A 16,467-nucleotide genomic window follows, 5' to 3' on the forward strand; every position below is an offset into this window, starting at 1 on the left:
TCAGCCTCGCCGTCGCGGTTCAGTCATGGCCCTGCGCCTCGCCGCCGAGGCTGGCCGGCAGCAGGCCGTCGACGAAGGCCGTGGCCTCGAACGTGCGCAGGTCGGTGGCGCTTTCGCCCAGCCCCACGAAACGGATCGGCAGGCCGAACTCGCGCGCCAGCGCGAACACCACGCCGCCTTTGGCGGTGCCGTCGAGCTTGGTCACCACCAGGCCGGTGACGCCGACGATCTGGCGGAACTGGCGCACCTGGTTCACCGCGTTCTGGCCGGTGGTGCCGTCGAGCACCATCAGCACTTCGTGCGGCGCGTCGGCGTCGAGCTTCTTCAGCACGCGGGCGATCTTGCCCAGTTCGTCCATCAGGCCGCCCTGGGTGTGCAAGCGGCCGGCGGTGTCGGCGATCAGCACGTCGGTGCCGCGCGCGCGCGCCGCCTGCAGCGCGTCGAAGATCACGCTGGCGGCGTCGGCATCCTGGCCCTGGGCGATCACCGGTACCTGGTTGCGCTCGCCCCAGGTCTTGAGTTGTTCGACCGCAGCGGCGCGGAAGGTGTCGCCGGCGGCCAGCATCACCGTGCGCTTTTCATCGCGCCAGCGGCGGGCGAGCTTGCCGATGGTGGTGGTCTTGCCGGCGCCGTTGATGCCTACCACCAGCACCACGAACGGCTGCTTGCCGCGCACGTCCAGCGGCTGCTCGACCGGCTTGAGCAGGGCGACCAGCGCCTGGCGCAGCGCGGCCAGCAGCGCCGCGGCATCGGCAAACTCGCGCTTGTGCATGCGCTTGCGCAGGCCCTCGACCAGCTCGGTGCTGGCCTCGACGCCGACATCGGCGGTGATCAGCGCGGTTTCCAGTTCGTCGAGCAGCTCGTCGTCGAGCCTGGGGTTGCGCACGAACAGCGAGCCGAGGCTGCGCGCGAACACGCTGCCGGACAGGCGCTCGCGCCAGCCGCGTCTGGTCGGAGCGGCTTCCGCGGCGGCGGGTTCGCCGACCGGCGCTTCGAAGCGTTCGGTGTCGGGGCGGGTTTCCGCCGGCGCGGGAATTTCCGCCAGCGCCTCGTGCAGGGTGCCGTTGCCGCTTTCCGGTGCGACCGCGTCGGCGGACGCCTTGGCGGCAGCCTGTTGCGCCTCCTTGTCGGCGGGGCCCGTGTCGGTGGGCTTTTTCTTCCAGAACTTGAGCATTGCGGCCGTGATTCAAAGACAATGGGCGGCATGCTAACACTCCAACCTGTACTGGCTGCTGAGGGTCCGGCCGCTGCGGGCGCGGTGGCGTGAGCGGCGTGCACGGAGCCGCCGGGCGCATCCGCGTCATCGGCGGCAGTCTGCGCAATTCGCGGCTCGACGTGCCGGAACTGCCCGGCCTGCGGCCTACCCCCGAGCGGGTACGCGAAACCCTGTTCAACTGGCTGGCGCCGGTGATCGATGGTGCGCGCTGCCTGGATCTGTGCGCGGGCACCGGTGCGCTCGGCATCGAGGCGCTGTCGCGCGGCGCGGCCGGCGTGCAGTTCGTTGAGCGCGACGCGCGTGCGGCACAGGCGCTGCGGGCGAACCTGGCGCGGCTCAAGGCCACCGGAGGCCAGGTGACGACGCTGGACGCGGAGGCCTTCCTGCGGGGCGCGGCGCAGCCCTGCGACGTGGTGTTCCTCGATCCGCCGTTCGCGCTGGAGCTGTGGTCGGCGTTGGCACATCAACTGGAGCGGGGCGGTTGGTTGGCCGCGCAGGGCTGGATCTACGTGGAGTCGCCGCGCGGCCTCGCGCCGGCACTGCCGGCGAATTGGCGGCTGCACCGCGAGAGCCAGGCCGGCGAGGTGCGCTTTGCGCTCTATCGGCGCGCGCTTCCGTTAAGCTAGGGTCAATTCATCCGCCGTGGCTCTCCCGTGAGCAAACCTTTGGGCAATCCGCGCCTGGCCGTCTACCCGGGCACTTTCGATCCGATCACCAACGGCCATTCCGACCTGGTGACGCGGGCCGCGCCGCTGTTCGACAAGGTGGTGGTGGCGGTGGCCGACAGTTCCAGCAAGGGGCCGGGTTTCAGCATGGCCGAGCGGATCACCTTGGCGCGGCTGGCGCTGGCCGACCTGCCGAACGTGGAAGTGCGCGGCTTCGATTGCCTGCTGGCCACCTTCATCCAGCAGATCGGCGCCGGCGTGATCCTCCGCGGCCTGCGCGCGGTGTCGGACTTCGAATACGAGTTCCAGCTGGCCAGCATGAACCGGCATCTGATTCCGCAGGCCGAGACGCTGTTCCTGACCCCGGCGGAACAATACAGTTTCATTTCCTCCTCGCTGGTGCGCGAGATCGGCCGCCTCGGCGGCGACATCTCCGGTTTCGTGCATCCGGCGGTACAACAGGCCATGCGGCAGCGCTGGCAGAAGGGCCGGACCGGCCACAACAAGCAACCCGAAACGGAAGGTGACAACCATGCGTAAGTTCGCTCTCATCGCTGCCCTCGCGCTGACCGCCAGCCTGGCCCTGAGCGCCTGCGGCAAACACGAAGCCGCCGAGCAGGCCGGCACGCAGGCCAGCCAGCAGCTGACCAAGCCGACCGATCCGAACGACACCAAGGCCTGGAACGCCTACCTCGGCCAGATCGTGCAGAACAACATGCAGGGCATGAAGGCCGATCGTCCGTACCCGTACCTGGTGCCGGGCGGCGATTCCGAGGAGGCGGTGGCGGGTCGTGGCCGCCAGCTGTCGAACGTGCAGGACACCGTGGCGCGCGGCGTGCTGCCGGGCAACATGCTGGTGTTTGCCGGTCCGGATTCGGCCAAGACTGCCGACCTGGTGGGCGAGGCGTTCAAGGATGCCAAGCCGGGTTCGTTCAAGGACGTGATCATCCTGTTCATCGGCGACCAGGCCGACCAGCAGCGCGTCGACGACGTGCTGAAGCCGACCGGCGCCACCGTGCGTTTCGTGCAGATGTGAGGATCGGGAGTGGGCGGCGGGGAGCGGGGGAAAGCCGGTTGTGCGGCGAGCCCTCGTCCTCACCCCACTGCTCACTCCTCCTCCCGCGCTCTTCGTTTGCCCCATGTCCCTGAAAATCCTCGACACCTGCGTCAATTGCGACGTCTGCGAACCAGTCTGCCCGAACAAGGCCATCTCGCTGGGCGAGGAGTTCTACGTGATCGACCCGGCGCTGTGCACCGAATGCGTCGGCCATCATGACGAACCGCAGTGCGTGGTGGTGTGCCCGGTCGAGTGCATCATCAGCGACCCGGAGCACGTCGAATCGCACGAGCAGCTTGAGCTCAAGTACCGCCAGCTGATGGCGAAGGAGCCCGCGGCATGAGGTTTTCCATGAGCTGGCGCCAGCCGCTGTCGGGCCTCTTGTCGTTGAGCCTGCTGCTGCTCGGCGGCGTCGCGTTCGCCGCCGACGGCACACCGAAGACAGCACCGGCCGCAGCGGTCCATGCCGCGCAGCAGCGCCCCGGCCATGCGGCCATCGCCAGCGCGAACTTCCATGCCACCGAGGCCGGCCTCGAAGTGCTGGCCAAGGGCGGCAACGCGTTCGACGCGGCGGTGGCAGTGGCGGCCACGCTGTCGGTGGTGGAACCGCAGAGCTCCGGCATCGGCGGCGGCTTCATGGCCGTACTGCACCGGGCGCAGGACGGTCGCAACATCTTCATCGACGCGCGCGAGACCGCGCCGGCGGCGGTGAACCCGAAGGATTATCTCAACCCCGACGGCAGCCCGAATCGTGACACCGCGCTGAAGGGGCCGTTGTCGGCCGGCATCCCGGGTCAGCCGGCCGGCCTGGTACTGATCGCCAAGCGCTATGGGCGCCTGTCGCTGCAGCAGTCGCTGGCGCCGGCGATCCGCATCGCCCGCGACGGTTTCGAACCGGATGTACGCCTGCGCAATGCGATCGCCGAAGAACACAAGGACCTGCAGCGCTGGCCGGCATCGGCTGCGAAGTACCTGCCGAACGGCAAGCCGCCTGTGGCAGGCGCGATCTGGCGCGACCCGGATCAGGCGCGCACGCTGGAACTGCTCGCGGCACACGGTGACGACGGCTTCTATCGCGGCGAGACGGCGCAGAAGCTGGTCGATGCGGTGCGCGCGGCCGGCGGCAACTGGACGCTGGCCGACCTGGCGAACTATCAGGCGAAGGAACGCACGCCGATCAGCGTGGACTACCGCGGCTACAAGATCGTCACCGCGCCGCCGCCCTCGTCCGGCGGCGTGGCGATCGCCGAGATCCTCAACATCCTGTCCGGCTACGACCTGACGAAGATGGACCAGCCCACGCGCGTGCACTACATCGTCGAGGCGATGCGCCGCGCGTTCCGCGACCACAACGACTACCTGGGCGACCCGGATTTCGTGCAGATGCCGCTGGACATGCTGCTGTCGCCGTACTACGCCGCCGGCCTGCGCCAGGGCATCCTGCCCGACAAGGCCACGCCGTCGTCGATGCTGCCGCGCGCCGAGGCGCCCGAGCCGGGCATGCACACCACGCATTTCTCGATCATCGACGCCGACGGCAACATGGCGGCGGTGACCTCGACGGTGAACTACACGATGGGTTCAAGTTTTGTCGCCGCCGGTACCGGCGTACTGCTCAACGACGAGATGGACGACTTCGCGCTGGTGCCGAACAAGCCGAACGTGTACGGCCTGCTCGGCAGCACGGCGAACGCGCCGGCGCCGGGCAAGCGGATGCTGTCGTCGATGTCGCCCAGCATCGTGATCGGCGCCGAGCGCACCGCGGTGATCGGTTCGCCCGGCGGCTCGACCATCATCACCCAGGTGCTCGAGGGCATCCTGCACTTCATCGATGGCCAGAGCGCGCAGCAGATCGCCGCGCACAAGCGCTTCCACCACCAGTACCTGCCGGACGTGGTGAACGTGGAAGAGGGCACCTTCGATGCCGCCACCAGCGAGGCGCTGACGAAGATGGGCTACACGCTGAAGCCGCGCGAGTCGTGGGGCTTCATGAACGTGGTGACCTGGGACCGCAAGGCCAACCGGCTCGACGCCGCCAGCGACCCGCGCCGGCCGTCGGGGCTGGGCAAGGTGCAGTGAGGGTCCGAACAGCCGGCCATTGCCCGTCATCCCGGTGCGACGCCTTGCAACTGCGAAGCCGGTCAAGCCGGGGTCCTGCGCCCCGGGGTTTGAATGAATTAGAGTCACCGGGTTCCGGTTTCCGCCGGGACAATGGCCCGGATCACGGGTTCTTCGAGGTTCCCAGCAGGTTCAGACGATGGAATTGTTTTCGCTCACCGGCAACTCGCAGCAACTCGACGGCGGCGCCATGTGGTTCGGCCCCTCCGTGGGCCTCACCCCGCGCGTTGCACGGGGCCACCTGCGGCGTCCGGATTCGCTCCCGGCGAATCCGTCGGCAACGCGAGGTATTTGAAATGGAACTCTGGTCCCTGCTCGGCAATTCGCAGCAGCTCGATGGCGGCGCCATGTTCGGCAACGCGCCGAAGGCGTTGTGGTCGCGCTGGATCGCGCCGGATGCGGAGAACCGCATTCCGCTGGCCTGCCGCTGCCTGCTGGTGAAGGGTCTGGAGGGCCGCAACGTGCTGTTCGAGACTGGCATCGGCGCGTTCTTCGAGCCGGCGCTGCGCGAGCGCTACGGCGTGGTCGAGACGCGGCACGTGCTGCTGGACTCGCTGGCCGAGGTCGGGCTCACTCACGAAGACATCGACGTGGTGGTGCTGTCGCACCTGCACTTCGACCATGCCGGCGGCCTGCTGGCGGCATGGCAGGAGGGCCAGCCGCCGCGGCTGCTGTTCCCGAACGCGCATTTCGTGGTGGGCGCGGAGCACTGGCGCCGCGCGCTGCAGCCGCATCCGCGCGACCGTGCCTCGTTCGTGCCGGAATTGCAGCCGCTACTGGAAGCGAGCGGCCGGCTGGAGCTGGTCGATGGCGAATATTCGCGGACGCTGGGCGAGTCGGTGCGCTTCTTCTTTTCGGACGGCCACACGCCCGGCCTGATGCTGGCCGAAGTCGGTGGCGTGGTGTTCTGCGCCGACCTGATCCCCGGTCGTTTCTGGGTGCATCTGCCGATCACCATGGGCTACGACCGCTATCCCGAGAAGCTGATCGACGAGAAACGCGTGTTCCTGGAAGACAAGCTGGCGCGCGGCGTACAGCTGTTCTTCACCCACGACCACGACTGCGCGCTGGCGCGGGTGACCCGCGACGAGCGTGGCCGCTTCGGCACCGCCGACGAGCAGCGCGCGTTGCGCGGCGTCGTGCCGCGTCAGCAGGACGGAGCGGCTTGATGAGTTGGCGCAGGAAGGTGTCCATGCGCGGGCTGGCGTTGGACGTCATCGGCGCTCTGCTGGTGCTGGCCGGCATCGGCCTGGTGGCGACCACTGCCCGCAGCCTGCTGAACTACCGCGCGGTGGCCGGCCTGCACGGCGGCGAGGTGGTCGACCTGGGGACGAACTCGCCGCCGAGCGGCGGCCAGCACGGCGCCATGGCGCGGGTGGTCGGCACGCCGACCGTGGTGGAGGCGCCGCGCGACCCGGATTTCAACCTGCTGGTGGATACCCCGGTGCTGGTGCGCCACGTGGAGATGTTCCAGTGGCGCGAAGTGCGTGTCGGCGGCCGCGCGCACTATGAACTGGACTGGGTCGACCACTTGCTCGACGCCAGCCGCTTCGAGCAGCCGCAGGGCCACGCGAACCCGACCCGTTTCCCGATCGACGGCAAGCAGTTCGACGCCGGCCTGGTCCGGCTCGGCGGGTTCGCGCTGGGGCCCGAGCTGCTGCACGCGATACCGGGCACGCAGCGGGTCACGCCGGATCCTGCGGCGCTGCCGGCGAACCTGGCGGCGAGTTTCAGCCGTTACCAGGATTATCTGGTGACCAGTGCGCGGCCGGGCGACCCGCGGCTGGGCGACGTGCGGGTGAGCTGGAACGAGGTGCCCCTGCAGCAGCTGACCGTGGTCGGCCGCGTCGACGGCGACCGGCTGGTCCCGGCCACCGATGCCGCCGACGGCAGGGGTTTCGTCGTGCAGGTCGGCGACGTGCCGGTGCTGGACATCTTTCCCGATCTGCCGGTGCCGCCGGAGTTCGTGCTGAGTTGGCGGATCCTCTCCGTGCTGCTGGCGTCGCTGGGCGCGTTCATGCTGCTCGCGGCCCGGCGCAACCGGCACGACCCGCTGCTGGCGCTTGGCCTGGGCGCGCTGGTCGTGGGCATCGTGGCCAGCGTGCTTTGGGTCGGCGACGACACGCTGACCATGTTCGGCTGGCTGGCGTTGACACTGCTCGGCCTGCTGCTCACCGGGTGGCGACTGCACCGCGCGCGCTGAGCACACGGCGGCGCCGCTTCATGCGCTGGCCGCCGCCTTGCCGCCGGCGGACGCGAACACCTGGTCGGCCCACTGCGTGGCGCCCAGGTAGATCGTGGCCATGCGCTGGATGCGCTGCGGCACGGCGTGTTCGCTGGTCAGCTCGCCGGCTTCCCAGGCGAGGATCTGCTGCAACAGCGGCGCGAACGGGCCGCCGCGGCCGGTCAGCGCGTCGCTGATCTCCGGCACCAAACGCAGGTGGGTCAGCAGGAACTCCATCGGCGCGCACATCAGGGTGTCGAGCAGTGAGAACAGGCCCACGGTGAAGGCCATCTCCGGATAGCCGTTGGGCATGCCGGTGGCCAGCTTCTCGCACATGTGGGCGCGGATCAGCGCGGCGCGCAGCAGCTCCGGCGGACGGTCGTCCATGCTGCACATGGCCATGGTGTCGATCCAGTTGCGCATGCGGGTGACGCCGAAGAAGATCGCCGCCTGCTGCACCGACTTCAGTTGCCGCGGCAGCGCGAAGTAGGCCGAGTTGACGCAGCTGAGCAGCTTGTAGCTGAGTACCGCGTCGTCGCGGATGATGTTGCCCAGCTCGACCGGCCCGGGATTGCTTTCCTGCAGCACGCGCATCAGGCGCAGCATGCTCAGCCGGTTGGCGGTGAGCACCGGCACCGCCACCGGTTGCGGGATCAGCAGGTAACGTCCCTGGATCGCTTCCAGCGGAAGCTCGAGGCAACGTTCGTAGGTGGGATGGTCGTTGACCTGGCCGGCCACCACCTGGATGCCCCGCAGCCGCAGGTGCCCGGCGTGCTCTTTCAACCGCTCCGGCGCCAGGTAGCTGGCGTCCAGCCGTACCAGTTGCACCATCTGCAGCAGCGTTTCGAGCGGCCGACTGCTTTGCAGGTCGGCGTCGGTCACGTCGAGCATGAACTGGCAGCCGCGCTGCGCCATCTGCTGCAGGCGCTTCATCAGCGCTGCATCGTTGGCCACGTGCGGCTGCAGCACCACGCCGAGGCGCGGCTGGTGCAGCAGCACGTCGGAGTCTTCCGGCAGCAGTTCGGCCGGCATGTTGAGGAATGCGCGGTTGCCGCGCACCAGCCGGGTCAGCGCGCCATCCGTGATGGTCGACAGCACGCGCTGCAGCAGAGTCTGCTCGTCGCCCGGTTCGCGATGGAACACGATCTCGTAGGCGAACAACTGGCGTTCGCGGTCGAGCATCGGCACGCGCAGTACCGGCAGCGGCGTCGATGCGGACAGTCCATCGAGGCCCGGCGCGCCGGCAGAAGAGGAGACAGCGGTGGAGGCGTTCGGATGGCTCATGGTCGGTCGTCGCGGTCAGTGCGAGGGCATGCCGGGGGCGGCAGCATCGCGATCGGTGGAAAGATCATCGGCGCGGGCCGGCGGCGGGATCGCCCGTCCGAAGTCATACCGCGGCCAGCACCTGCGAGCGCAGGCTGGCGCGTAGCTCGCCGGAGCGGCCGTACAGTTCGTTTTCGCCGGCATGGCCGGTCAGCACCGCCAGCGCCCGGCGCGTCTGGCTCAGCCGCTGGCTGACCACACTGCCGTTGCGCTGGTTGAGCAGGTGGCAGTACTGCAGCCGCTGCACGATCCGGCTCCAGCCGGTCGCCGCCGCGGCTGCCGCGGCCGGTCGCTCCGAGGCCAGCTGCTGGCGCTCGGCGTCGAGCTGCTCCAGTTGCAGCATCAGCGCCTGCTTGTGCGTGCCGGCCTGGTCCAGCGCCTCGTTGTCGCGTGCGTCCAGCGCGGCGCGCTCGGCCTCGAGCACCTGCGCGAGCCGATCGACTGCTTGCTGCATCTCGCCCAGTACCGCCGCGAACGCGTCGTCCAGTTCGTGCTGCAGCTGCCGGTTCATGCCTTGTCCGTGCCGCCGAGCTGCTGTTCCAGCGCGAGCATGCGGTCGGCGATGTGCCCGGCATCGACCTTGTAGCTGCCGTCGGCCAACGCCTGGCGCAGGCGTTCCACCCGCGGCACGTCGATCGCGGAGCTGTCGTCGGTGCGGGCGGCCTGCTGCAGCGCGAGGGCCGAGTCGGTCAGCTTGAGCTGGTCGCCGGCCTTGGGCGCAGCCGCGGCGGACTCCGCCGGGCCGGCGGCCGTCGTGGCCGGGCCGTTGCCCGGGCTGCCGGCAGCCTGCGTGAATTTCGGCAAGCCGTTGTTGGGAATGGTCGTATTCATGGGTCCGTTCTCGCTGCGGTGTGGCCCTGTAGCCACAGGATCGGCCGGTGTCGCGGAAACTTTAGGGTAAAAGCTGTTCGGGTACGGGGGCGTGGGTGCTCATGGCAGTGCGACCACCACGCCGGGGGCGCTGACCATCGCCTCGACCACCTTGCCCGAGTTTTCGTTGCGCACCCGCAGGCGGGCGCCGTTGTCGCCGCTGCCCATCGCCACGCCGGCCGCGCGTACCTCGATGCCGTCGAGCCGGGCCACCATTTCGACGCGGTCGCCGGCCCGCACCATGCGACGGCCACCCAGCGCGCCGGGCGAGAGCACGCTGCCGGCAGGCAGTGACCGGGCCAGGGTGCGGCCGGCCACCTGGGCGAGATTCTCGAGGTAGCCGTAGCCGAGCCGGGTGACGTCCCGCTCTTCCGCGCGCACGTCCGCGACGTCCAGGCCGTCGCCGCGCAGCAGCGGGCGGCTGGTCACCAGCACGTTGCGGAACAGCTGCAGTTGCAGCGGCACCCGCACGGTCCAGCCACCGGGCTGTGGGCACTGCACCCGCACCGTCATGTGCGGAGCCGCTGCCGCGTAGGGGGAAATCACGGCACGCAGCGGTTCGCGGCAGGCATCCAGGCGCAGGCGCAGGTCCAGCGGCGCGGAGCTGACCACCACGCGGCTACCCGGCAGTGCGTAGCGCTCGTGCAGGGCCTGCTCGGCCGCGGCGCGCACGCTGTCGGGGGATTGCGTCGCAGCCGCGGCGTTTTCGGCTCGGGCGGCTTGCGGCCACGGCGCGCCGAACCACAGCATGGTGGCCAGCAAGCCGGTGGCGGTGGCCAGTCGCAGCGTCATGCGTCCGCCAGCAGGGCGCCGAGTTGCCCCAGCAGGGCTTCGCGTCCGGATTCCGTCTGCTGCGACAGCGCGGTGGCCTGTTCGAGCTGGCCGTCGCACAGCAGCGCGACGAAGCGGTCGCCCTGTTCGCACAGCCGGGCGCCGCTGTCGCCCAGGCCGGCGCTGGCGGGGTGGCTCCGGTACAGGGCACCCAGCCGGTCGGTGCTGCGGTTGATCGCGTGGGTGTCGAACCAGCGCCGGTCCAGGGCGCTCGGTTCCAGCAGCGCCAGTTCCATCGCCTGGCGCAGGTTGAGGGACGCCTCGCGCAGGGTCAGGCTGAGGCTGGCCGGGTCGTTGCCGCTTACGCCTTCCAGCCAGTCCAGTCCCAGCCGGTGGGCCAGCAGGGCGGCGCGATGCAGTGCGTCGGACTGGCGGCGCGCCTCGTTGCCCCGGCGCTGCAGCGCGCCGAGCGCGGCCTGGGCCGCGGTGGCGCGTGCGTGCTGCGCGTCGTGGTTCTGCTGCAGCTTGTGGATGCGCCCGCTGGCGGCCCGCAGGACTTCGCCGCCCTCGCTCAGGGTGGCGCCGGAGCGACCGATGCCGGCCTGCGCGCGTTCGAGCTGCTGCAGGCCGTGCTGCACGTCGCCGTCCAGTTGCAGCGAGAAGTCGCCGATCGAGCCGGTGACGGTCTCGATCTCGGTGGTGGCGAGCGTGGTTTTTTCCGCCAGCTGCTTGACCTCGTCGGCGACCACGGCGAAACCGCGGCCCGCCTCGCCGGCACGCGCGGCCTCGATCGCCGCGTTCAGCGCCACCAGATTGGTCTGGTGCGCGATCTCCTGCACCACGCCGGTCAGCTTGCGGATCTGCGCGACCTGTTCGGCCAGCTTGCTCTGGTTGCGGTTCATCGCCGACAGCGCGCTGCGCAGCAGCCGCAGCTGGCCGTCGAGCTCGCTGACACTGCGTTCGCCGGCCTGTCCGGCCTGGCTGGCCCGGTCGAGGTCGGCGCCGATCTGCTGCAGTGCCGTCGAGATACCGGCGCTGCCATCCGTCAAACGATCGACGCTGCCGCGGCCTTCGCCGGCGGCCTTCTCCAGCGCCGCCTGCTCGCGCGACAGCTGCTGCACCGCGCCGAGCACCAGGCTCTGCTGCTCCACCGTCTGCAGCGCCACGGAGGCGGGCGGGCGGCTGGCCATGCGCGCCAGCAAGGGCGCCAGGGCGCGTGCCGCGCGCGGGTACCTGCGGCGCAGCGCGGCGACTTGCGCGTCGTCGCCTGCGGCGGCGGCCTCCACCAGTGCAGTGATGTGGTGGTTCCAGATCAGGCTCATGGGGCGGACGTCACCTTGGCTACGTGGGGCGGGAGTGCAACCGCTGCATCGACAAAAACTTCCGGAACTTGAGGAAGCAAACCGCATGCCACCCCGACGCAGGGCAGACCCCACTCCACGCCTTGCCGGGGCAAGGAAGCAGGCCGCGGCGGCACTCAAGCCTGCCGTGTCGCGGCCGATAGCCACCGCGTACGGCCGCCGCGGCGGCAACGCACCCGAGGAGGCCGCATGGTCGGCACGTTGCTGGAAAAAGTGGAGCAGCACACCCGGCTGGCCGGGCACAACCGCGTGGCCATGCTGCTGTTCCGGCTGGGCGACGAACAGCTGTTCGGCATCAACGTGTTCAAGGTGCGCGAGGTGCTGCGCCGCCCGCCGCTGGAGCGCATGCCGGGCGTGCACGCCTTGCTGGCCGGCAGCTGCGATTACCGCGGGCAGACCATCCCGGTGATCGACCTGGCCGCCGCGCTGGGCTACGCGCCGCTGCGCGACGTGGCGTCGGCGCACCTGATGGTGACCGAGTTCAGCCGCTCGCTGCAGGGCTTCCTGGTGGCGGACCTGCAGCGCATGGTGCAGTGCGCGGGCGAGACGCTGGTGGCGCCGCCGAGCAACCTGGGCTTCGGCGCGCGGGTCAATGCGGTGACCCGCATCGACGGCGCGCTGATGGCGGTGGTCGACGTGGAACACGTGCTGGCCAGCATCGACGCGGCGCCGGCCGAGCTGTCCGTGCAGATGCAGCGTGTCGCCGGCGCCCATCCACTGGCTCCGCGGCGGGTGATGCTGGTCGACGACTCGCTGATCGTGCGCCGCCGGCTGGTCAACCTGTTCCGGCAGATGAACATCGAATGCGTGGTGGCGACGGACGGTCGCGAGGCGCTCGACCGCCTGCTGGAGCTTGCGGCGGGCGATCCTGCCGACGGGGTCAAGCTGGTGGTGTCGGATATCGAGATGCCGCGCCTGGACGGCTACGCGCTGACCCGGGCGATCCGCGAGGCGCCGGGGCTGCGCCAACTCAAGGTGGTGCTGCACAGTTCGCTCAGCGGCATCTTCAACGAGGCGATGGTGAAGGAGGTCAAGGCCGACGCCTTCGTCGCCAAATTCCAGCCGGACCTGCTGGCGCAGGCGGTGCTGGAACTGTTGCCGCAGCCGGCGGAAACGCCGGCGGAGTGATGCCCGCCGTGGCCCGCGGCAGCTAGCGTCAACAATCCGTCTTTGCCCGCAGCCGGCATCCGCGGCAAATCGGCGGCTGCCGCGCCAGCCCAGCCGCAGCAACGCTTCCCCCGCAGTGGCATGCAATTTGCCTCCGGCTCCGTGCGGCAACTGCACGCGGAGCGAAGCGATGAGCCTGACCCCTGACAACCTGTTCGGCATCCATACCCGGGCGCTGGACCTGTGGCAGCGTCGTACCGAGGTGCTGGCCAACAACCTGGCCAATGCCGACACGCCCGGCTACCTGGCTCGCGACATCGACTTCCGCAAGGCGCTGGCGGATGCCGGCGGCGGCGCAGGCAACCTGTCCCTGCAGACCACCACCGCGGGCCAGATCGGGGCGAGCGGGCAGGCGGCGGACGGCGCCCTGGCGTACCGCGTGCCGACCCAGCCCAGCATGGACGGCAACACCGTCGACGCGCAGGCCGAGCAGGCTGCGTTCGCCGCCAACGGCGTGCACTACCAGGCCAGCCTGTCCTTCATCACCGCGCAGATCCGCATGCTGCGCATGGCCATCAACGGAGGCCAGGGCTGATGTCACTGTTCTCGATCTTCAATGTGGCCGGTTCCGGCATGGCGGCGCAGTCGCTGCGCCTGAACACGGTGGCCAGCAACCTCGCCAACGCCGACAGCGTGGCCACCACGCCGGAAGCGGCCTACCGCGCACGCGAACCGCTGTTCGCCACGGTGAAGAACCGTGTGGACGGTGGCAGTGCGCCGGGCGAAGGGGTGCAGGTGCTCGGCGTCACCGAGAGCCAGGCGGCGATCCCCAGCCGCTACGAACCCGGCAACCCGCTGGCCGACGCCGACGGCTACGTCTACAGCAGCAACGTCAACCCGGTGGATGAGCTGGTCAACATGATCTCCGCCTCGCGTTCGTACCAGAACAACGTCGAGGTGATGAATTCCACCCGCCAGCTGATGCAGAAGACGCTGGACCTGGGCAAGTGAGGCGGCAACCGATGAGGCACACGGCATGAGCGGCATGAATGTTTCCAACGTGGGTGCCAGTGCCGCGCAGGCGGTCAGCGCGGGCAAGGACAAGGCGCTTAGCCAGGCCGATTTCCTCAGCCTGCTGACCCAGCAGATGCGCAACCAGGACCCGACCAAGCCGATGGATTCGTCACAGATGGTCAGCCAGCTGGCGCAGATCAGCCAGGTCTCGGCGACGCAGGCGCTGCAGAGCTCGTTCGACGGCCTCAGTGCCGCGCTGCAGGGCAACCAGATCCTGCAGGCCAGCGGCATGGTGGGGCGCAGCGTGGTGGTGCCGTCCGCGGCCGGCACGCTGCGCGACGGCGGCCTGGACGGTGCGGTGAACGTGCCCGACGGCGGCGGCCAGGTGCTGGTGAAGATCAGCGACTCCGCCGGCAACGTGCTGCGCACGATCAGCCTGGGCACGCCGGCGGCGGGCCTGGTGCGCTTCCACTGGGACGGCATCGGCGACAGCGGCGAGCCGTTGGCGCCGGGTACCTACGGCTTGGCCGCGCAGGCCGGCAACACCGCCGTGGCTACCTATGTCAGCGGCAAGGTCAATGGCGTGGGCATGACCGGCAGCGACGGCACCTATCTGGACGTGGACGGTTTTGGCGGGGTCCTGCTGAGTCAGGTCGCGCAGATCAACTGATGGCCCCGCGGGGCTTCAACACAGAGGAATTACCCGATGCCTTTCAACATTGCCTTGAGCGGTCTCAACGCGGCCTCGAAGGATCTGGAGGTTACCGCCAACAACATCGCCAACACCGCCACCACCGGCTTCAAGGGCTCGCGCACGCAGTTCGCCGAGCTGTTCAACGCCGCCGGCCCCAACCTCAGTTCCAGCCAGACCGGCAGCGGCGTGCGGCTGACCAATGTGGCGCAGCAGTTCACCGCCGGCAGCGTCGAGACCACCAACAACAGCCTGGACTTCGCCCTCAGCGGCGACGGCTTCTTCACCGTGCGCGACGGCAAGGGTTATTCCTACACCCGCGCCGGCGCATTCCAGAAGGACCAGAACGGCTACGTGATGAATGCCAGCGGCCAGCGCCTGCAGGTGTTCCCGGCGGTCGCCGGGGGCGGCTTCGACACCAGCACGCTGACCGACCTGCAGCTGTTCACCGCGCAGAATGCGGCCAGGGCCACCGGCGCCGTGCGGATGTCGCTGAACCTGCCGTCGGACGCCACGCCACCGGCCACCGCGTTCGATCCGCTCAACGATCCGTCGAGCTACAACCAGGCTACGCCGTTCACCGCCTACGACTCGCTTGGTGCCACCCACAGCGGCGTGGTGTATTTCGTCAAGGACCCGGCGGCCAACGTGTGGAATGCCAACCTGTACATCGACGGCGCCTCGACCGGTCCGTCGCAGCAGCTCACCTTCAACAGCAGCGGTGCGCTGGTTGCGCCGGCAAACGGGATGCTGAACTTCCCGGCGGTGTCGGTCAGCCCCGGTGCCGACCCGATGCAGCTCAACCTGGACATGAGCAAGGCCACCCAGTTCGGCAACGCCTACGCGGCCAGCGCGATCAACCAGGACGGCTACCCGACCGGCATCCTGTCCAGCATCGACGTGTCCCGCGAAGGCGTGGTGCAGGCCAAGTATTCCAACGGCCAGACCACCGCGCTCGGCCAGCTCGCGCTGGCGCAGTTTTCCAACGAGCAGGGCCTGCGCCAGCTGGACAACACCAACTGGGCCGCTTCCTACGACTCCGGCGCACCTGTCATGGGCGCGGCCGGCAACGGCACCTTCGGCAGCGTGCAGGCCGGCGCGCTGGAGGCGTCCAACACCGCCGACCTCACCGCGCAGCTGGTCAACATGATCAAGGCGCAGCGCAACTACCAGGCCAATGCGCAGGTGATCTCCACCGACAACCAGCTGACCCAGACCATCATCAACATCCGCAATTGACGTGACGCATTCTCCCGCCGCGTCGGGAGAGTGCATCGAGGTTTCCCATGGATCGTTCGCTTTACGTCGCCATGACCGGTGCCACGCAGATGATGCGCGAGCAGTCGGAGGTGGCGCACAACCTGGCCAACGCCGACACGGTCGGTTTCAAGGCGCAGCTGTCGGCCTTCCAGCCGCTGGCGGTGCAGGGCCCGGGCCTGCCCACGCGGATCAACGGCGTGGCGCAGGGGCTGGGCGTGGACATGCGCGAGGGCGGCCAGATCGAGACCGGCCGCGAGCTGGACGTGGCGGTGCAGGGCCCGGGCTGGATCGCGGTGCAGAGTGCCGACGGCGGCGAAGGCTATACCCGTGCCGGCGAGCTGCGGCTGACCCCCGACGGCCTGCTCACCGATGCCCGCGGCAACCTGGTGCTGGGTGACGGCGGTCCGATCAGCGTGCCGCAGAGCGCACACGTGAACATCGGCGCCGACGGCACCGTGTCGGTGGTGCCGATGGGGCAGGGTCCGGAGACGATCGCCGCGGTCGGCCGCATCAAGCTGGTCAACCCGGCCGCCGAGCAGCTTGCGCTGGGCAGCGACGGGTTGATGCACCTGAGCGGCGGCGGCACGGTGGACACGGATCCGGCGGTCACCCTGAAGTCCGGCGTGCTCGAGTCCAGCAACGTCAACCCGGCGCAGACACTGGTGCAGATGATCCAGCTGTCGCGCCAGTACGAGCTGCAGATCCGCGCCATCCACAGCGCCGACGAAAACGCGCAGTCGGCCTCGCGCCTGCTGCAGATGACCTGATCTTCGGCATTCATCCAGACATC

General features: G+C 69.5%; 19 protein-coding genes. 13 read left to right on the forward strand and 6 right to left on the reverse strand.

Annotation, left to right across the window (positions count from 1 at the left end; genetic code table 11):
* Positions 1-19: 19 nt before the first annotated feature.
* Positions 20-1,174 carry a signal recognition particle-docking protein FtsY gene (gene ftsY, locus R5H19_RS17630; RefSeq protein ID WP_318160370.1) on the reverse strand — a complete coding sequence of 385 codons (1,155 nt, stop codon included), beginning with the start codon at positions 1,172-1,174 and terminating at the stop codon, positions 20-22.
* 89 nt (positions 1,175-1,263) lie between these two features.
* On the opposite strand from ftsY, the gene rsmD reads away from it, so the two are divergent.
* The 7 genes from rsmD to R5H19_RS17665 all read left to right on the forward strand — a co-directional run bounded on the left by rsmD (position 1,264) and on the right by R5H19_RS17665 (position 7,259).
* Positions 1,264-1,842 carry a 16S rRNA (guanine(966)-N(2))-methyltransferase RsmD gene (gene rsmD / locus R5H19_RS17635; protein WP_318160371.1) on the forward strand — a complete coding sequence of 193 codons (579 nt, stop codon included), beginning with the start codon at positions 1,264-1,266 and terminating at the stop codon, positions 1,840-1,842.
* Positions 1,843-1,881: 39 nt separating this feature from the next.
* On the forward strand, positions 1,882-2,421 hold the full coding sequence (coaD, locus tag R5H19_RS17640; protein ID WP_318160423.1) for a pantetheine-phosphate adenylyltransferase: 540 nt from the start codon (positions 1,882-1,884) through the stop codon (positions 2,419-2,421).
* Entirely contained in the window at positions 2,414-2,917 is a 504-nt protein-coding gene (locus tag R5H19_RS17645; protein WP_318160372.1) for a hypothetical protein, read from the forward strand. Before coaD ends, R5H19_RS17645 begins: the two co-directional genes overlap by 8 nt.
* A 103-nt stretch (positions 2,918-3,020) precedes the next feature.
* A complete protein-coding gene (locus R5H19_RS17650; protein ID WP_318160373.1) occupies positions 3,021-3,281 on the forward strand; it encodes a YfhL family 4Fe-4S dicluster ferredoxin in 261 nt (86 codons plus the stop codon).
* Positions 3,278-5,017 (forward strand): gamma-glutamyltransferase, encoded by a 1,740-nt coding sequence (gene ggt / locus R5H19_RS17655; RefSeq protein ID WP_318160374.1) that lies wholly within the window; start codon positions 3,278-3,280, stop codon positions 5,015-5,017. The genes R5H19_RS17650 and ggt overlap by 4 nt, the downstream gene beginning before the upstream one ends.
* 335 nt (positions 5,018-5,352) lie before the next feature.
* Positions 5,353-6,225: an MBL fold metallo-hydrolase gene (locus R5H19_RS17660; protein ID WP_318160376.1), complete on the forward strand. Its 873-nt coding sequence runs from the start codon at positions 5,353-5,355 to the stop codon at positions 6,223-6,225.
* Positions 6,225-7,259, forward strand: a complete 1,035-nt coding sequence (locus R5H19_RS17665; RefSeq protein WP_318160378.1) for a TMEM43 family protein — start codon at positions 6,225-6,227, stop codon at positions 7,257-7,259. Before R5H19_RS17660 ends, R5H19_RS17665 begins: the two co-directional genes overlap by 1 nt.
* 18 nt (positions 7,260-7,277) lie before the next feature.
* Here R5H19_RS17665 and R5H19_RS17670 read toward each other — a convergent pair whose 3' ends face one another.
* The 5 genes from R5H19_RS17670 to R5H19_RS17690 all read right to left on the reverse strand — a co-directional run bounded on the left by R5H19_RS17670 (position 7,278) and on the right by R5H19_RS17690 (position 11,566).
* A complete protein-coding gene (locus tag R5H19_RS17670; RefSeq protein ID WP_318160380.1) occupies positions 7,278-8,564 on the reverse strand; it encodes an HDOD domain-containing protein in 1,287 nt (428 codons plus the stop codon).
* Between the two features lie 103 nt (positions 8,565-8,667).
* Positions 8,668-9,114, reverse strand: a complete 447-nt coding sequence (locus R5H19_RS17675; protein ID WP_318160381.1) for a flagellar protein FlgN — start codon at positions 9,112-9,114, stop codon at positions 8,668-8,670.
* Entirely contained in the window at positions 9,111-9,434 is a 324-nt protein-coding gene (gene flgM, locus R5H19_RS17680; protein WP_318160382.1) for a flagellar biosynthesis anti-sigma factor FlgM, read from the reverse strand. The genes R5H19_RS17675 and flgM overlap by 4 nt, the downstream gene beginning before the upstream one ends.
* A 99-nt stretch (positions 9,435-9,533) precedes the next feature.
* The gene (gene flgA, locus R5H19_RS17685) at positions 9,534-10,265 is read right to left on the reverse strand and encodes a flagellar basal body P-ring formation chaperone FlgA (RefSeq protein WP_318160383.1); all 732 of its coding nucleotides are present in this window, start codon (positions 10,263-10,265) and stop codon (positions 9,534-9,536) included.
* Positions 10,262-11,566 carry a methyl-accepting chemotaxis protein gene (locus tag R5H19_RS17690; protein WP_318160384.1) on the reverse strand — a complete coding sequence of 435 codons (1,305 nt, stop codon included), beginning with the start codon at positions 11,564-11,566 and terminating at the stop codon, positions 10,262-10,264. Before R5H19_RS17690 ends, flgA begins: the two co-directional genes overlap by 4 nt.
* A gap of 228 nt (positions 11,567-11,794) precedes the next feature.
* On the opposite strand from R5H19_RS17690, the gene R5H19_RS17695 reads away from it, so the two are divergent.
* The 6 genes from R5H19_RS17695 to flgF all read left to right on the forward strand — a co-directional run bounded on the left by R5H19_RS17695 (position 11,795) and on the right by flgF (position 16,444).
* Positions 11,795-12,733, forward strand: coding sequence for a chemotaxis protein (locus R5H19_RS17695; RefSeq protein ID WP_318160385.1), 939 nt, complete (start codon positions 11,795-11,797; stop codon positions 12,731-12,733).
* A 169-nt stretch (positions 12,734-12,902) separates the two neighbouring features.
* Positions 12,903-13,307 (forward strand): flagellar basal body rod protein FlgB, encoded by a 405-nt coding sequence (gene flgB, locus R5H19_RS17700; protein ID WP_318160386.1) that lies wholly within the window; start codon positions 12,903-12,905, stop codon positions 13,305-13,307.
* Positions 13,307-13,723 (forward strand): flagellar basal body rod protein FlgC, encoded by a 417-nt coding sequence (gene flgC / locus R5H19_RS17705; protein WP_318160387.1) that lies wholly within the window; start codon positions 13,307-13,309, stop codon positions 13,721-13,723. Before flgB ends, flgC begins: the two co-directional genes overlap by 1 nt.
* Before the next feature lie 34 nt (positions 13,724-13,757).
* Complete coding sequence (locus R5H19_RS17710; protein ID WP_318160388.1) at positions 13,758-14,396, forward strand: flagellar hook assembly protein FlgD; 639 nt, start codon at positions 13,758-13,760, stop codon at positions 14,394-14,396.
* A 36-nt stretch (positions 14,397-14,432) separates the two neighbouring features.
* Positions 14,433-15,656 carry a flagellar hook protein FlgE gene (flgE, locus tag R5H19_RS17715; protein ID WP_318160389.1) on the forward strand — a complete coding sequence of 408 codons (1,224 nt, stop codon included), beginning with the start codon at positions 14,433-14,435 and terminating at the stop codon, positions 15,654-15,656.
* 47 nt (positions 15,657-15,703) lie between these two features.
* Positions 15,704-16,444 (forward strand): flagellar basal-body rod protein FlgF, encoded by a 741-nt coding sequence (flgF, locus tag R5H19_RS17720; protein WP_318160390.1) that lies wholly within the window; start codon positions 15,704-15,706, stop codon positions 16,442-16,444.
* The last annotated feature ends 23 nt before the right edge of the window (positions 16,445-16,467 follow it).

Source organism: Rhodanobacter sp. KK11 (assembly GCF_033345435.1).
Taxonomy (GTDB): domain Bacteria; phylum Pseudomonadota; class Gammaproteobacteria; order Xanthomonadales; family Rhodanobacteraceae; genus Rhodanobacter.

Coding starts and splice junctions, on each gene's coding strand:
- R5H19_RS17710 (WP_318160388.1), top strand. CDS start 13,758: ATGAATGTTTCCAACGTGGGTGCCAGTGCCGCGCAGGCGGTCAGCGCG.
- R5H19_RS17650 (WP_318160373.1), top strand. CDS start 3,021: ATGTCCCTGAAAATCCTCGACACCTGCGTCAATTGCGACGTCTGCGAA.
- R5H19_RS17675 (WP_318160381.1), bottom strand. CDS start 9,114: ATGAACCGGCAGCTGCAGCACGAACTGGACGACGCGTTCGCGGCGGTA.
- R5H19_RS17645 (WP_318160372.1), top strand. CDS start 2,414: ATGCGTAAGTTCGCTCTCATCGCTGCCCTCGCGCTGACCGCCAGCCTG.
- flgE (WP_318160389.1), top strand. CDS start 14,433: ATGCCTTTCAACATTGCCTTGAGCGGTCTCAACGCGGCCTCGAAGGAT.
- R5H19_RS17660 (WP_318160376.1), top strand. CDS start 5,353: ATGGAACTCTGGTCCCTGCTCGGCAATTCGCAGCAGCTCGATGGCGGC.
- flgC (WP_318160387.1), top strand. CDS start 13,307: ATGTCACTGTTCTCGATCTTCAATGTGGCCGGTTCCGGCATGGCGGCG.
- flgF (WP_318160390.1), top strand. CDS start 15,704: ATGGATCGTTCGCTTTACGTCGCCATGACCGGTGCCACGCAGATGATG.
- R5H19_RS17665 (WP_318160378.1), top strand. CDS start 6,225: ATGAGTTGGCGCAGGAAGGTGTCCATGCGCGGGCTGGCGTTGGACGTC.
- flgM (WP_318160382.1), bottom strand. CDS start 9,434: ATGAATACGACCATTCCCAACAACGGCTTGCCGAAATTCACGCAGGCT.
- flgB (WP_318160386.1), top strand. CDS start 12,903: ATGAGCCTGACCCCTGACAACCTGTTCGGCATCCATACCCGGGCGCTG.
- R5H19_RS17670 (WP_318160380.1), bottom strand. CDS start 8,564: ATGAGCCATCCGAACGCCTCCACCGCTGTCTCCTCTTCTGCCGGCGCG.
- ftsY (WP_318160370.1), bottom strand. CDS start 1,174: ATGCTCAAGTTCTGGAAGAAAAAGCCCACCGACACGGGCCCCGCCGAC.
- ggt (WP_318160374.1), top strand. CDS start 3,278: ATGAGGTTTTCCATGAGCTGGCGCCAGCCGCTGTCGGGCCTCTTGTCG.
- R5H19_RS17695 (WP_318160385.1), top strand. CDS start 11,795: ATGGTCGGCACGTTGCTGGAAAAAGTGGAGCAGCACACCCGGCTGGCC.
- flgA (WP_318160383.1), bottom strand. CDS start 10,265: ATGACGCTGCGACTGGCCACCGCCACCGGCTTGCTGGCCACCATGCTG.
- R5H19_RS17690 (WP_318160384.1), bottom strand. CDS start 11,566: ATGAGCCTGATCTGGAACCACCACATCACTGCACTGGTGGAGGCCGCC.